At 70.7% G+C, this 13,893-nt stretch carries 13 protein-coding genes; 10 read left to right on the plus strand and 3 right to left on the minus strand.

The genetic code is table 11. The features are described 5' to 3' along the window. From KY469_03815 to hisF, 9 genes are all read left to right on the plus strand, one after another. Entirely contained in the window at window positions 1-927 is a 927-nt protein-coding gene (locus KY469_03815; protein MBW3662205.1) for an RluA family pseudouridine synthase, read from the plus strand. A gap of 192 nt (window positions 928-1,119) precedes the next feature. Further along, the gene (locus KY469_03820; GenBank protein ID MBW3662206.1) at window positions 1,120-2,019 is read left to right on the plus strand and encodes a hypothetical protein; all 900 of its coding nucleotides are present in this window, start codon (window positions 1,120-1,122) and stop codon (window positions 2,017-2,019) included. Between the two features lie 178 nt (window positions 2,020-2,197). Next, window positions 2,198-5,674: a DNA polymerase III subunit alpha gene (gene dnaE, locus KY469_03825; GenBank protein ID MBW3662207.1), complete on the plus strand. Its 3,477-nt coding sequence runs from the start codon at window positions 2,198-2,200 to the stop codon at window positions 5,672-5,674. Between the two features lie 66 nt (window positions 5,675-5,740). Then, window positions 5,741-7,039 (plus strand): histidinol dehydrogenase, encoded by a 1,299-nt coding sequence (hisD, locus tag KY469_03830; GenBank protein MBW3662208.1) that lies wholly within the window; start codon window positions 5,741-5,743, stop codon window positions 7,037-7,039. A 61-nt stretch (window positions 7,040-7,100) separates the two neighbouring features. Continuing rightward, window positions 7,101-8,174, plus strand: a complete 1,074-nt coding sequence (gene hisC, locus KY469_03835) for a histidinol-phosphate transaminase (GenBank protein ID MBW3662209.1) — start codon at window positions 7,101-7,103, stop codon at window positions 8,172-8,174. Between the two features lie 57 nt (window positions 8,175-8,231). Next, window positions 8,232-8,816: an imidazoleglycerol-phosphate dehydratase HisB gene (gene hisB, locus KY469_03840; GenBank protein MBW3662210.1), complete on the plus strand. Its 585-nt coding sequence runs from the start codon at window positions 8,232-8,234 to the stop codon at window positions 8,814-8,816. Then, window positions 8,813-9,445, plus strand: coding sequence for an imidazole glycerol phosphate synthase subunit HisH (gene hisH, locus KY469_03845; GenBank protein MBW3662211.1), 633 nt, complete (start codon window positions 8,813-8,815; stop codon window positions 9,443-9,445). Before hisB ends, hisH begins: the two co-directional genes overlap by 4 nt. Further along, window positions 9,442-10,167, plus strand: coding sequence for a 1-(5-phosphoribosyl)-5-[(5-phosphoribosylamino)methylideneamino]imidazole-4-carboxamide isomerase (gene hisA, locus KY469_03850; protein ID MBW3662212.1), 726 nt, complete (start codon window positions 9,442-9,444; stop codon window positions 10,165-10,167). Before hisH ends, hisA begins: the two co-directional genes overlap by 4 nt. An 8-nt stretch (window positions 10,168-10,175) precedes the next feature. After that, complete coding sequence (hisF, locus tag KY469_03855; protein ID MBW3662213.1) at window positions 10,176-10,946, plus strand: imidazole glycerol phosphate synthase subunit HisF; 771 nt, start codon at window positions 10,176-10,178, stop codon at window positions 10,944-10,946. Between the two features lie 90 nt (window positions 10,947-11,036). Here the strand turns inward: hisF and KY469_03860 are convergent, their stop codons facing one another. Both KY469_03860 and KY469_03865 read right to left on the minus strand, forming a co-directional pair. Continuing rightward, window positions 11,037-12,086 carry a methyltransferase domain-containing protein gene (locus KY469_03860; GenBank protein ID MBW3662214.1) on the minus strand — a complete coding sequence of 350 codons (1,050 nt, stop codon included), beginning with the start codon at window positions 12,084-12,086 and terminating at the stop codon, window positions 11,037-11,039. A 4-nt stretch (window positions 12,087-12,090) separates the two neighbouring features. Beyond that, window positions 12,091-12,459: a PAAR domain-containing protein gene (locus KY469_03865; GenBank protein MBW3662215.1), complete on the minus strand. Its 369-nt coding sequence runs from the start codon at window positions 12,457-12,459 to the stop codon at window positions 12,091-12,093. Between the two features lie 151 nt (window positions 12,460-12,610). Between KY469_03865 and KY469_03870 the strand changes: the two genes are divergently transcribed. After that, entirely contained in the window at window positions 12,611-13,429 is an 819-nt protein-coding gene (locus KY469_03870; protein MBW3662216.1) for a class I SAM-dependent methyltransferase, read from the plus strand. Here the strand turns inward: KY469_03870 and KY469_03875 are convergent. Beyond that, complete coding sequence (locus tag KY469_03875; GenBank protein ID MBW3662217.1) at window positions 13,413-13,880, minus strand: TIGR00725 family protein; 468 nt, start codon at window positions 13,878-13,880, stop codon at window positions 13,413-13,415. The two genes, KY469_03870 and KY469_03875, sit on opposite strands and share 17 nt — an antisense overlap. Between the last annotated feature and the right edge of the window lie 13 nt (window positions 13,881-13,893).

Consider the following 13,893-nt stretch of genomic DNA (forward strand, 5'->3'; position numbering starts at 1 on the left):
GTGGACAGCGGCCAGGACGACGAGCGTCTCGACGTCGTCGTCAGCGCCCTGCTCGGTGACTCGCGGACCTCCGTCGCGGCGCGGATCCAGCGGGGCGACATCAGGGTCAACGGACGCCAGCCCGCCAAGTCAGAGCGGCTCCGGGAGGGCGACGTGATCGAGGTCACCGCCCCCGCCCCCGAACCGACCGGTGCGGCCGGCGTCGCCCCGCCACCGGTTCGCTACGAGGACGACCACATCCTCGTGGTCGCCAAGCCCCCGGGGCTCGTGATCCACCCCGGAACGGGACACCCGGCGGGGACCCTCGTGCAAGCGCTCGCGGAGGCGGGCTACGACCTCGCACCGGCTGGCGGCCCCACGCGTCCGGGGATCGTTCACCGCCTCGACCGTGACACTTCCGGTCTGCTCGTGGTCGCCAAGACCGACGGCGCGTACCACGGACTGGTCGAGGCGCTGCGCGAACGCGCGGTTGAACGCCGCTACGTCGCCCTCGTGCAGGGCGTGCCAGGGGCATCGACGGGGCGGATCGACGTCCCCATCGACCGCGACCCCCGCGACCGCAAGCGCTTCGCTGCGCTGTCGCACGGCAAGCCGGCCGTGACGCGGTGGCAGGTGCTCGGCGAGGGCACCGTGCCTGGCCTGGGGGCAGGACGGGACACGGTGACCCTGGTGGCCTGCACGCTCGAGACCGGCCGGACCCACCAGATACGCGTCCACATGGCCTACGCCGGTCACCCGATCGTGGGCGACCCCGTCTACGGCGCCACCGGGGACGTGGCGTCAGCGCTGGGTCTGCAGCGACCCTTCCTCCACGCCGCGCGGCTGGGTCTCGACCACCCCATCACGGGGGAACGCGTCGAGTTCGAGGAGCCGCTCCCCGATGACCTCCGCGCTGCCGCACGGCGCGCCTCGTTAGAACCCGGTTGAAGGGGTCAGCCGGACGAGTCCGAGGGCTCAACCGCGTCTACGGACCGTACGGGACCGCTGCCCCGCCCCACACCGCTCACGACCCCGAGGGATGCGGCGAGCACGCGGACGCTCGCACCGATCACGGGCAGCGGACCGCCGCGGCACCGCCCGGTCCGCGATCAGGGGCTGGGCGCCATCGACGACCGTGTGGTGCCCCGGATGCAGCTCGCCGCACGGCGCGCCGCCACCCGACTCGCCGCTCCGATCCGAGCCCTCGACCGCCTCGATCGTGCCGTGCTCGGCGATCGCGCGGTGCGTCGCATCTACCGGGCACGCGGCGCGGTGACGCTGCTGCTCGTGGCGATCGCGTTCACCGGCACGCTCGTGCACCTCGATCGACTGCCGGAGCAGCGTGAGCAGGAGCGTGCGCGGCGGGAGGCCGCCTCGGAACAGGACGTGCGTCGCCCTGGCCAGGGTCCGTCCGGGCCCGAGGACGCGCTCGCCGGCGGGGCGCAGGTCATCGGCCCCGGCCTCGGCCAGCCGCTGGAGGAGTACGTCGCGCAGCGCCGCGCGGCGCTGTCGCAACTCGACCCCGCGAGCGAACCCCGTGTGGCGGTGGTGTCGTTGCGGGAGTACGTCACCCCCGAGCAGGTCCTCGAGCTGCTCCCCGACGACGCGTCGCTCCGCTTCGCGCAGATCCGCCTGCCGGCCGAGGGTCTGACGCCGGTCGAGACCGAGGTCATCGGGGGTGACCTGGCCGGCAGCATCGAGCGGGCGATCGAGGTGCCGATCGCGGAGCTCGCAGCCGAGGAGGAGGACGCACGCACGCTCCTGGAGTCCGGCACGGTCGAGGACGAGGAGTTCCGGCGCGACCTGCAGCTGCGGGTCGAGGAGCTCGCTGCGGTGCGCAGCCTGGTCAACTCGGGTTCGGGTCTGATCTTCGCCGTCGTGATCGAGGCGTCCGTGGAGGACCTACTGGCGCTCTCGGAGGCCGAGAGCGTCCGACTGGTCGACGTCGGGGCGCCCGAGACCGATCCGGACAACTCGGGCTTCTTCGGGTTGCTCCCCGAGGACGCCGAGGTCGCCACCTACGGGGAGGAGGGCTGGTAGTCTCGCGGTGAACCACATCCGTGTGACTTCCCCCGCACGGGCACCGAACCGCTGACCGCCGTTGACCACCGCACCACCGGAGCCGTACGTGGGGACCGTTACGACCGCCCAGGATCCCGACCAGCCGGGCGGGCCCTCGGAACCGTTCGTCCACCTGCACGTCCACACCGAGTACTCGATGCTGGACGGAGCGTCGCGCATCGACGAGCTCATCGGGGCGGTCGCCGCGGCCGGGCAGCCGGGGGTCGCGATCACCGACCACGGGGTGCTGTTCGGGCTCGTGGACTTCTACGAGACCGCCACGGCCGCAGGCGTCAAGCCCATCCTCGGATGCGAGCTGTACCAGGCTCCTCGCTCACGGCACGACCGCGCCGCCCGCTCGAGCGGCGGCGACCCCTACTACCACCTGGGTGTCCTGGCGATCGACGATGCCGGTTACCGCAACCTGGTGCAGTTGTCCACGAAGGCCTACCTCGAAGGCATGTGGTACAAGCCGCGCATCGACCGCGAGCTGCTGGCGCAGCACAACGAGGGGCTGGTCGTCCTGTCCGGTTGCCTCGGTGCCGAGGTCAACCAGCACCTGCTGCACGACGACCGGTCCGCGGCGCGGCAGGCCATCGGCGAGTTCGTCGACATCTTCGGGCGAGATCGCTTCTTCGTCGAGCTGCAGGACCACGGGATCCCGGAGCAGCAGCGCACGAACCCGCTCCTCATCGAGCTCGCTCGCGACTTCGGTCTTCGGCTCGTCGCCACCAACGACACGCACTACACCGCTCCTGAGGACGCCGAGGCTCACGATGCCCTGCTGTGCATCCAGACCAACGCGCAGATCGACGATGAGGATCGGTTCCGCTTCAAGGGCAGCGACTTCTACCTCAAGTCGGCCGCGGAGATGCGTCAGCGGTTCCGCGAGATCCCCGAGGCCTGCGACAACACCCTCCTGATCGCCGAGATGGCGGACGCGAGGCTCGAGTTCGGGCTCGACCTGTTGCCGGCGTTCCCCTGTCCCGACGGGATGGACGAGGCTGCGTACCTGCGCCACACGGTCTACGAGGGCGCGCGACGCCGTTACGGCGATCCCCTGCCCTCCGAGGTGGCTGACCGTCTCGAGCACGAGCTCCGGGTCATCGTGCAGATGGGCTTCCCGGCCTACTTCCTGATCGTCGCCGACCTCTGCGACCACGCCCGCGCCAACGGGATCCGTGTCGGCCCCGGCCGCGGCTCCGCGGGCGGCAGCGCCGTGGCGTACTGCACCGGCATCACGAACATCGACCCCATCGAGTACGGCCTGATCTTCGAGCGCTTCCTGAACCCGGAGCGCATCTCGATGCCCGATATCGACATGGACTTCGACGATCGGCGCCGGGCCGAGGTGATCCACTACGCGGCCGAGAAGTACGGTCACGACCACGTGGCGCAGATCGTCACGTTCGCCACCATCAAGGCCAAGTCCGCCATCCGTGACGCTGCCCGCGTCCTCGGCTACCCGTTCCAGGTCGGCGACAAGCTGTGCAAGGCGATGCCGCCGCCGGTCCTCGGCAAGGAGCCGCCGCTCGAGCAGGCCTTCGAGCACTCCGCCGAGCTCCGCGACGCCTACGAGGCTGACCCCGACGCGCGGCGCGTGCTCGATACCGCCAAGAAGCTCGAGGGCCTCCGCCGGCAGCACGGCATCCACGCGGCCGCGGTCGTCATCGGGGCACGACCGCTCACCGAGACGGTGCCGCTGCTGAAGACCGACCGCGACGAGATCGTCACGCAGTACGAGATGGGGGCGGTTGAGGCCATCGGCCTGCTGAAGATGGACTTCCTCGGCCTGCGCAACCTGACCGTCATCTCCGACACCGAAAGGCACATCCGCGACAACCGCGGGATCGAGGTGGACGTCGATGGCGGTCTAGCGCTCGACGATGCCGCCGCCTTCGAGATGCTCGCGCGGGGCGAGACGCTCGGGGTGTTCCAGCTCGACAGCTCCGGCATGCAGAGCCTGGTGCGCCTGATGAAGCCCGACAGCTTCGATGACATCATGGCGCTCGTTGCGCTCTACCGACCGGGTCCTCTGGGCGAGCACATGCACGTCGAGTACGCCGAGCGCAAGCACGGCCGCAAGGAGGTCGTGTACGACCATCCCGATCTCGAGCCGATCCTGGCCGAGACCTACGGGATCATCGTCTACCAGGAGCAGGTGCTCCGGATGGCCGTCGACATCGCCGGGTACACGATGGGTGAGGCCGACAAGCTGCGCAAGGCCATGGGGAAGAAGGACCCCGAGGTCATGGCCCAGCAGCGCAGCAAGTTCGTGGACGGTGCTGTCGCGAAGGGCTACGAGCGTCCGTTCGCGACCCAGCTGTTCGACCAGATCGAGAGGTTCGCCGGGTACGGCTTCAACAAGTCGCACTCGTGCGGCTACGGCCTGGTCGCGTACCAGACGGCGTGGCTCAAGGCCAACTACCCGGTCGAGTACATGGCGGCGCTGCTCACGTCGGTCAAGAACAACAAGGACCGTCTCCCCCTGTACCTCAACGAGTGCCGCCGGATGGGCATCACCGTCCTGCCGCCCGATGTCAACGAGTCCGACGTGGACTTCTCGCCCCGCGGCGAGCAGATCCGGTTCGGGCTCTCCGCCGTCCGCGGTATCGGCGAGACCGTCGTGGAGCAGATCATCGCGGCGCGGCGTGAGCACGGCCGGTTCGAGGGGTTCCGTGACTTCTGCGACAAGGTCGATGCGGCCGTGCTCAACCGCCGCGTCATCGAGTCACTGGTCAAGGCCGGCGCGTTCGCGACCCTGGGGCACACCCGCAAGGGCCTGCTCGGAGCGTTCGAGCCGCTCGTCGAGGCCGCGGTCGCCCGCAAGCGCGCCGAGGCCGCCGGGCAGTTCAGCCTGTTCGGTGAGGACGCGGGGCCTGGCGGCGACGGGACGGTCGAACTCGAGGACGGGGTGATCATCCTCGATGACGAGTTCGACAAGCAGCAGCTGCTGGTCTTCGAGCGCGAGATGCTCGGCCTCTACGTCTCCGACCATCCGCTCTTCGGTGCGGAGCGCCTCATCGACGAGATGACGGACCACACCTGTGCCGACCTCCGAGAGGCCGAGGACGGCGGGGCGGTCAAGGTCGGCGGTGTCCTGACCGGACTGGTCAAGAAGTTCACGCGCAAGGGCGACACCTACCTGATCGCGACGCTCGAGGACCTCTCGGGGGCGGTCGAGGTCGTGTTCTGGCCACGCGTCTACCAGGCCGCTCATGAGCTGCTGGCCGAGGATCAGGTCCTGGTCGTCACGGGGCGGCTCGAGTCCCGCGACGAGACCGTCAAGCTCACCGCGAACGAGGTGAGCGCACCGGACCTGGCCGAGGTTCGCGGGGCACCCGTCGTCGTCCACCTCGACGTGGTCCAGTGCACCGACGAGGCCGTCTCACGTCTACGCGCGGTCCTGTCACACCACCCCGGGCACGTGCCCGTCCACGTGCACCTCCACCACGGCGGCGAGCGCGCGGGGGAGTTCCGGCTCGGGGACGCCCACCGCGTCACGCGCCGACCGGGACTGTACGGCGAGCTCAAGTCCGCCTTCGGGCCCGACGTCGTCGAGGACGAGATCGGCACACGGACGATCACGGTCGATGAAGCTGAGCCCCGCGTCCGGGTCGGCGCCGCCCCCTGACCGACGTGGGGTCCCCAGAGGCGGTCCGCTAACGTCGCGCAGCCTCCCGGTGGAAGTCCGTCCCCCGTGCCACGTCTCGACGTCCTCGACCTGCGTGACGACCGTTCGGATCCGACCTCGCGGCTGCCCCGGCCGCGGATCGACACGGCGGCTGTCGAGGGCGCCGTGCGCGCCACGCTGGCAGCTGTCCAGGAACGCGGTGACGACGCGGTCCGGGAGCACACGCGCCGCTTCGATCGGGTCGACGTCACCGACCTGCGCGTCCCGGACCCCATCATCGAGGCGGCGTCGTCGCGTCTCGATGGTGCGGTGCAGGACGCCATCGATCGGGCCATCGACCAGGTCCGCTGGTTCCACGAGCGGGCGCGGCCACGCGATTGGGAGGACGCGCGGGACGGTGCGCGGATGGGACAGTGGTACCGACCTATATCGCAGGTCGGCGTGTACGTGCCGGGCGGCAAGGCGGTCTACCCCTCGACCGTCGTGATGACGGTCGTCCCTGCGCAGGTCGCGGGTGTCGCGGGGATCGCTCTGTGCTCACCCCCCCAGGCGGACGGCTGGCCGCACCCCGCGATCCTCGCCACCGCCGCCCGCCTCGGCGTCCGTGCCATCTTCCGCGTGGGCGGGGCGCAGGCCATCGCCGCGATGGCGCTCGGGACCGAGACCATCCCCGCCTGCGACAAGATCGTCGGTCCCGGCAACATCTACGTCGCCACCGCCAAGCAGCAGGTCCAGGCCGCGGGCCTGTGTGGCATCGACGCGGTCGCGGGCCCGACCGAGATCGCCATCATCGCCGACGAGAGCGCCGACCCGGGTCTCGTGGCCGCGGACCTCGTGGCGCAGGCGGAGCACGACGAGCTGGCCACGTGCCTTCTGATCACGACCGACCCCGGACTCGTCGATGCGGTCGAGGCGGCGCTGGAGACCGAGATCTCCGGCACTCGTCACCGCGCCCGGGTCGAGGCCGCGTTCGAGGGCCAGGGGACGGCCGTCGTCGTCGCCGACATCGAGCACGCGGTCCTCGTGGCGGAGGCGTTCGCACCGGAGCACCTCGAGGTCCACACCGTGGAGGCGGCCGCGGTCGCGGCGCGTGTCCGCTACGCGGGGACGACGTTCATCGGTCCGGACACCCCGGTCTCGCTCGGCGATTACGCCGCCGGACCGAACCACACCCTGCCGACGATGGGCACGGCGCGCTTCTCCGGTGGGCTGTCGACCTCGTCCTTCCTGGTTCCCGTGAACTGGGTGCAGTACGACCGCACCGCGCTGGCGGACCTCGCGTCCACGGTCGAGCGACTGGCCGCGACCGAGGACCTGCCGGCGCACGCTCGTGCCGTCGCGATCCGGCTGGAGGGCGGATCGTGACCGGTCGAGCCTCACCCCCCAGGCCGGCAACGCCGGCCCCTCCCCCCTCAAGGGGGGAGGTATGACCGGTCGAGCCGACCGCGTCCCCGTCAGAACGGACCTCGAGGACCTCGAGCCGTACGGGGCACCGCAGCTCGACGTCCCGGTCCGGCTCAACACGAACGAGACGGCGGAGCCGCCGCCGTCCGAGTACCTCGAGGCCGTCGCATCGCGGCTCGGCGACCTCGGGCTGAACCGCTACCCCGATCGCAGCCACGCCGAGCTGCGCCAACGGCTCGCGGAGGCGCTCGGCACCACCGCCGAACGTGTCTGGGCCGCCAACGGTTCGAACGAGATCCTCCTACAGCTCCTCCAGGCGTACGGAGGCCCCGACCGCCGTCTGCTGCTGTTCCGGCCCGGGTACTCGATGTACCCGGTCATCGCACGCGTGACCATGACACCGATCGTCGAGCACGACCTGCCCGAGGACTTCGTCCCCACCGTGGAGACGGTCGAGAAGGCAGCCGATCGACACGCCCCGCACGTCGTGTTCCTCGCCAACCCCAACAACCCCACCGGGATCCGTGCCGAACGCGAGGTGATCCGCGCGCTGCACGACGCGGCACCACAGGCGCTCGTGGTGGTCGACGAGGCCTACGTCGAGTTCGGCGGCGTGTCGGTCATCGACCTGATCGAACAACTGCCTCGGCTCGTCGTGGTCCGCACCTTCTCGAAGGCCTTCCGCCTCGCTGGTCTGAGGCTGGGCTACCTCGCCGGACAACCCTGGGTCGTCGACGACGTCCGCCGTGTGCGCCTTCCCTACCACCTCGACACCATCAAGCAGCTGGCCGCGATCACCGCCCTCGAGATGCAGGACGTCTTCCTCGAGCACCGTGCCAGGGTCGCCGCTGAACGGACCCGGATCACGGGGTCGCTGCGCACCATGCCGGACGTCGAGCCCTTCCCGTCCGATGCCAACTTCGTGTTGTTCCGGCTCCCGCAGGCGAAGCGGGCCTTCGAGGCGATGCTCGAGCGGGGCGTGCTGGTACGCGACTTCTCGGACCGGCCCCGGCTGGAGGGCTGCCTGCGGGTGACCATCGGCACGGTCGCCGAGAACGACGAGTTCCTGGCGGCGCTGCGCAAGGTCGCCGGGTGACCGCCTCGCGAGGGTGAGCCGGCGGGGTACCGTGCTCGCGATCCGAGGAGGTGGACGATGACGCGGCGCGGCCGCATCGAGCGCAGCACGGGCGAGACGAGCATCCTCGTCGAGGTCGACCTCGACGGTTCGGGAAACACGACGATCGCGACCGGTGTCCCGTTCTTCGACCACATGCTCGACCAGCTCGGTCGTCACGGCCGCCTCGACCTGACCGTCAAGGCGGAGGGTGATCTCGAGATCGATGCTCACCACACCGTCGAGGACGTCGGGATCGCGCTCGGACAGGCGCTCGCCGAGGCGTGGGGCGACCGTGCGGGTGTGGAGCGCTTCGGCGACGCGCACGTGCCCATCGACGAGGCCCTGACCGAGGTCGCGATCGATCTGTCGGGGCGCCCCTACCTCGTCTACGACGTGGTGACGCCGGTCGAGGTGGTCGGCACGTTCGAGACCACGCTGATCAGGCACTTCTTCGAATCCGTCACCGCCAACGCCCGTGTGACCCTGCACGTGCGCAACCGATCGGGCGACAACACCCACCACGTCTACGAGTCGGTGTTCAAGGCGGTTGCGGTCGCGCTACGACGTGCGGTCGCGGTCACGGGAGCGGGCGTGCCATCGACCAAGGGCGTGCTCGAGTGAGCGAGGCAGGTCCGCGGGTCGCGCTGCTCGACTACGGGGCAGGCAACCTTCGCTCGGCGCAGCGCGGACTCGAACGTGCGGGCGCACGGGTCACCGTGACCGACGACGCCCCGACCGCCGCCCGCGCCGAGGCGCTCGTCGTCCCCGGGGTCGGCAACTTCTCCACGTGTCTCCACAACCTCCGATCAGCAGGACTCGCCGATCTCGTGATGCGCTGGGTGGAGCAGGATCGGCAGGTCCTCGGCATCTGCGTCGGGATGCAACTGCTGTACGAGCACTCTGAGGAAGGTGACGTCGCCGGCTTGGGGGTCCTTCCGGGACGGGTCGTGCGCTTCGACTCCGAGGTCGTCGTGCCACACATGGGCTGGAACGTCGTGCACGAAGCGCGCCCCGACTGGCTGCTCGCGGGCGTCGATGGGGAACGGTGCTACTTCGTGCACAGCTACTACGCCCAGCCCGAAGAGCCGTCGCACGTCGTTGCCACGGCGTCGTACGGGGGCGAGTTCCCGTGCGTCGTCCGGGTCGGCAACGTCGTCGGGACCCAGTTCCACCCCGAGAAGTCCGCCGACGTGGGAGCGCGTCTGCTGCGCAACTGGGTCGCGTCCGTCCGGGAGGAGGCACCCGCGTGAGTCTGACGCTGTACCCGGCGGTCGACATCAAGGACGGGCGCGCGGTCAGGCTCACCCAGGGGAGGGCCGAGCAGGAGACGGTCTACGACGCCGACCCGGTCGCGGCGGCGCGTCGCTGGGCGGATGCCGGTGCTGAGTGGCTCCACGTGGTCGATCTCGACGCCGCCTTCACCGGCGAGCCGCGGAACCGCCACCTCATCGCCGCCATCGTCGAGGCCACGGGTCTGCCGGTGCAGGCCTCCGGTGGCGTCCGGACCGTGGCCGACGTCGAGGCATCCCTCGGGTACGGGGCGCAACGGGTCGTCATCGGCACGATGGCGCTGCAGCAACCGTCCTTCGTCGCCGAGGTCCTCGACCGCGTCGGGGCGCGCATCGCGGTCGGACTCGACGCCGAGGGACGGACCCTGAAGGCACGGGGATGGACCGAGGAAGCGGGCGATCTGTTCGACGCTCTCGCGACGTTCACGGAGATGGGGGTGCCCCGTTTCGTCTACACCGACATCACCAAGGACGGGATGCTGACGGGACCGAACGTCGAGATGCTGCGACAGGTCGCTGACGCCACGTCCTCGATGGTGACGGCCTCCGGGGGCGTCTCCACGCTCGACGACCTGCAGGTGCTGGCGGCGTGTCACGAGCGCGTCGATGCCGTCATCGTCGGCAAGGCCCTGTACGCGGGGGCGTTCACCCTCCCCGAAGCGCTGACGGTGACGCGCACGTGAGCGACGGTCTGGCTATCCGGGTCATCCCGTGCCTCGACGTCACCGGCGGCCGGGTCGTCAAGGGTGTCCGGTTCGTTGAGCTGCGGGACGCCGGCGATCCGGTCGAACTCGCCGCCGCCTACGACGCCGAGGGTGCCGACGAACTCGTCTTCCTCGACATCACCGCCTCCTCCGACGACCGGGGCACGATGGTGGAGGTGGTCCAGCGGACCGCCGAGCAGGTGTTCATCCCGCTCACCGTGGGTGGGGGAGTACGGACGGCGGAGGACGTCCGGGCGATGTTGCGGGCCGGAGCCGACAAGGTCGCGCTGAACACCGCAGCGGTGCAGCGTCCCGAGGTGCTGTCGGAAGCCGCTGACCGCTTCGGGTCCCAGTGCGTCGTGGCGGCGATCGATGCCCGCGCACGGACGCTGGGTGGCTGGGAGGTGGTCACCCACGGCGGCCGGACCCCGACCGGCCGCGACGCCGTCGAATGGGCCGCGGAGTGCGAGGTGCGCGGGGCGGGCGAGATCCTGCTCACGTCGATGGACCGCGATGGCACGAAGGAGGGCTTCGACGTCGACCTGCTCCGCGCGGTGACCGACGCCGTCAACCTCCCCGTGATCGCCTCGGGCGGGGCGGGGACCGCCGAACATATGGCCGAGGCGGTCACCGTTGGTCACGTCTCGGCCGTCCTGGCCGCGTCCATCTTCCACTTCGGCGAGCTGCGCGTCGACGAGGTGAAGCGGACGATGGCCGATCACGGCCTGCCCGTCCGGTTGGTGCCGTCCCGACGTTGAAGGCAGCGCGGCGGTCTCCCGGGAACCCGCGCCAGCGGTGGTTTCCCAAGCCCGCGGAAACCACCGCGTGGCGTGGGTTTCCCAAGCGGGTCAGTCGGTGCGCTCCACGACGAAGAGGTCGACGCGGTAGCGCATCGTCGAGCGCGCGTGGAGCCGGACGTCCCAGGGCAGATCCGGCACCTCGTCGAGGAGCCGCAAACCCGCGATCGCATCGGGTCCCTCACCCGACAGCAACCGGCGCAACACCGTGGGGCTGTCACCGTCCTGCTCAGGGCCGGGGCGTCCGCCGAGCCAGTGCGCGGGGTCGGTCGCGTTGGGGGCCCAGTCGTACGGGCTGGAGACGATGGCCACGCCCCCCGGCTGGAGCAGGTCGTGGAGCGCCTGCAGGTGGGTGTACGGGTGCTGGATGCAGTCGACCAGGTTCAGGCTGGTGATCAGTCCGAAGCGCTCGGCCTGGACCGGCAGGACCGCGACGTCCGCGACCCAGATGTCGACGAGCTCCGAGTGCTCGACGGGCACGTCGAAGGACCGACGCTCGTAACGGGTCCCAGTCACGCGCAGGTCGTAGGCGACGTGGCCCGTGTCGATGATGAGCATCGCCGCCCGAGCGAAAGACACGTTGAGCTCGATACCGAGCACGGCCTCCCCGGTCGCTTCGGCGAGGCGCAGGCTCGTGCGACCGAGGCCCGCGCCGAGGTCCAGAGCCGGTCCGGAGACCTCACGCCCCGTGCCCCGCGTGACCTCCAGCCCTCGCTCGAGCAGCGCGAGGACGCTGGCCTCCTTGGGGCCGTCGCCGGCCGGGTCGAGGTCGCCCCAGTGCCCCCAGGTGTAGGTCGACAGGTTCTGACGGCGCGCGTCGAGCGGGCTGCCGGGCCCGCCGGCGTCACCGAGCAGCACCGCGACGTCGGTGTCGATGGCATCCGGGTGGACGAGGTTCAGGACCTGGTTCTCGACCACGCCGGAGAGGTCGGCCACGATGACCGGCACGCCGTGGAGGAGCGGGTGGCGAGCGCCGCACGCGTCCATGTCGCACGCCAGCACGCCATCGCCGCTCAGGTCGGTGTCCTGGACCGGTGCGAGGTGGCCGCTGCGACAGACGGGGCACCCCGGCGTGAAGTGTTCGAGGTGAAGGGCGCGCACGCCCTCAGCCGCCGATCTGGACCGTGGGAACGCCCGGCGGGATGATCTTCCCGGTCGGCGACGGGATGGGCGCGATGCAAGTCGGGAAGTTGACGATGTCGCCGACCCGAGCTGCGGGCCTGCCGCCGATCGTCACCGTCATCGAGCCCTTCAAGATCGTCCCGGGGCCGCCCGGTACGCACGGCGGCACGGTGCACGGCTTGGTCATCGCCCCGACGGTCATCGCCGGCTTGTTCCCGATCATCACGTTCGGGACGGGTGGGCCCACGAGCGCCTGCGGGATCGGCGGGTGCGGCATCGGCGTTGGAGTCGGCGCCGGCGGGTGGATCGGTGCATGGCAGTGCGGGGCATCGTGCAAGGCGTTGTCGCCCATGACCGCTGCGGGTGGCACCGTGCTCTCCTCTCCGCGCCCGAGGGTACGGCGTGGGGAGAGGGCCGACAACGGGGGCGGACCCGATCCTGCCCGTAGGGGCAGCCGATGGTTCCCCGCGCGTACCCTGCGCCGGCCGAACCCGGAAGCCGTCGTGTCACACCAGGCCCCGCCGCCCACCGAACACTTCAGCGACGAGTACGCCGCCATCGCCGAGGTCTACGACCTGTGGTCGGCCGACATGACCGCCGACGTGCCCTTCTACGTCTCCGAAGCGGTCGCTACGGGTGGCCCCGTCCTGGAGGTCGGGGTGGGAACGGGACGGGTCTCGGTGGCCATGGCGCGGGCTGGCGTCGACGTCGTCGGCATCGACGTGTCGCCCTCGATGCTGGGTCGAGCTCGCGACCGGGTCGAGCGTGAGCGCCTTGGAGACCGCATCGAGCTCATCGAGGCCGACATGCGCGGCTTCGAGCTGGACCGAACCTTCAAGCTCGCTGTGTTGCCCTACCGCGTGCTGGCTCACGCGCTGACGCCTGATGAGCAGCTCGCGACGCTGCGGAGCATCCGGGCGCACCTCCCGCCAGGCGGGCGTCTGGTCTTCAACCTCCCCGTCCCCCGCCCCGACGATCTCACATCCCACGACGGGTTGCGACGCGAGGGCCGCTACCGGCTCGACGATGGTCACGAGGCGGTGCTGTGGCGCCACGCCGACTACGAGCCCGGCACCCAGCGCATCCGCTTCCACTTCGTCGTCGACCATCTCGACGCCGAGGGTCGGGTGACGGACCGGGTGCACGGCGAGTCGCTCGTGCGCCAGAGCTCCCCGGGCGAGCTCGAACATGCGCTGGCGCGGACCGGGTTCGAGATCGTCGACCGTTGGGGCTGGTTCGACCAGCGCGCGTTCGGTGCCGACTCACCGGAGATGGTCTGGGGCGCCGTGCGGACCGAGGGCTGGATCAACCCCGGTCGTTGATCGCGGCAACGGCGAGTCGCACCGCGTCCTCCGCTGACGACGCGCGGAGCAGATCGTCGGACGTCCCATCCGGCCGCGTCAGGATCCACGTCGCAACACCCACGACCGGGACACCCAGCTTGCGCGCCAGCGCGATCTCCGACAGGGTCCCGTACTCGCCGCCGAGCGCTATGACGGCGTCGACCGTCCGCACGATGAGCGCGTTGCGCATCTCACCCATGCCCGTCGGGATGGCGATGGTCACGTGCGGGTTCGCGCTGCGTCGGTCGTCGCCCGGCAGCATCCCGACCGTGATGCCACCGGCGTCGCGGGCACCACGGCAGGCGGCCTCCATCACCCCACCGAGCCCGCCGCAGACGAGGATCGCGCCCGCCGACGCGACCGCCCGACCCACGTCGGCGGCGGTGGCGTCGAGGGCGTCGTCGGAGGTGCCGGCGCCCACGACGGCGATGTAGAGGCCGGTG

The sequence above is a fragment of the Actinomycetota bacterium genome (assembly GCA_019347575.1).
GTDB lineage: Bacteria > Actinomycetota > Nitriliruptoria > Nitriliruptorales > Nitriliruptoraceae > JAHWKY01.

Bases quoted from the DNA above. Each gene is read 5' to 3' on its own strand.
- dnaE (MBW3662207.1), top strand. From the start codon at position 2,198: ATGCTGGACGGAGCGTCGCGCATCGACGAGCTCATCGGGGCGGTCGCC.
- hisC (MBW3662209.1), top strand. From the start codon at position 7,101: ATGACCGGTCGAGCCGACCGCGTCCCCGTCAGAACGGACCTCGAGGAC.
- hisB (MBW3662210.1), top strand. From the start codon at position 8,232: ATGACGCGGCGCGGCCGCATCGAGCGCAGCACGGGCGAGACGAGCATC.
- KY469_03865 (MBW3662215.1), bottom strand. From the start codon at position 12,459: ATGGGCGACAACGCCTTGCACGATGCCCCGCACTGCCATGCACCGATC.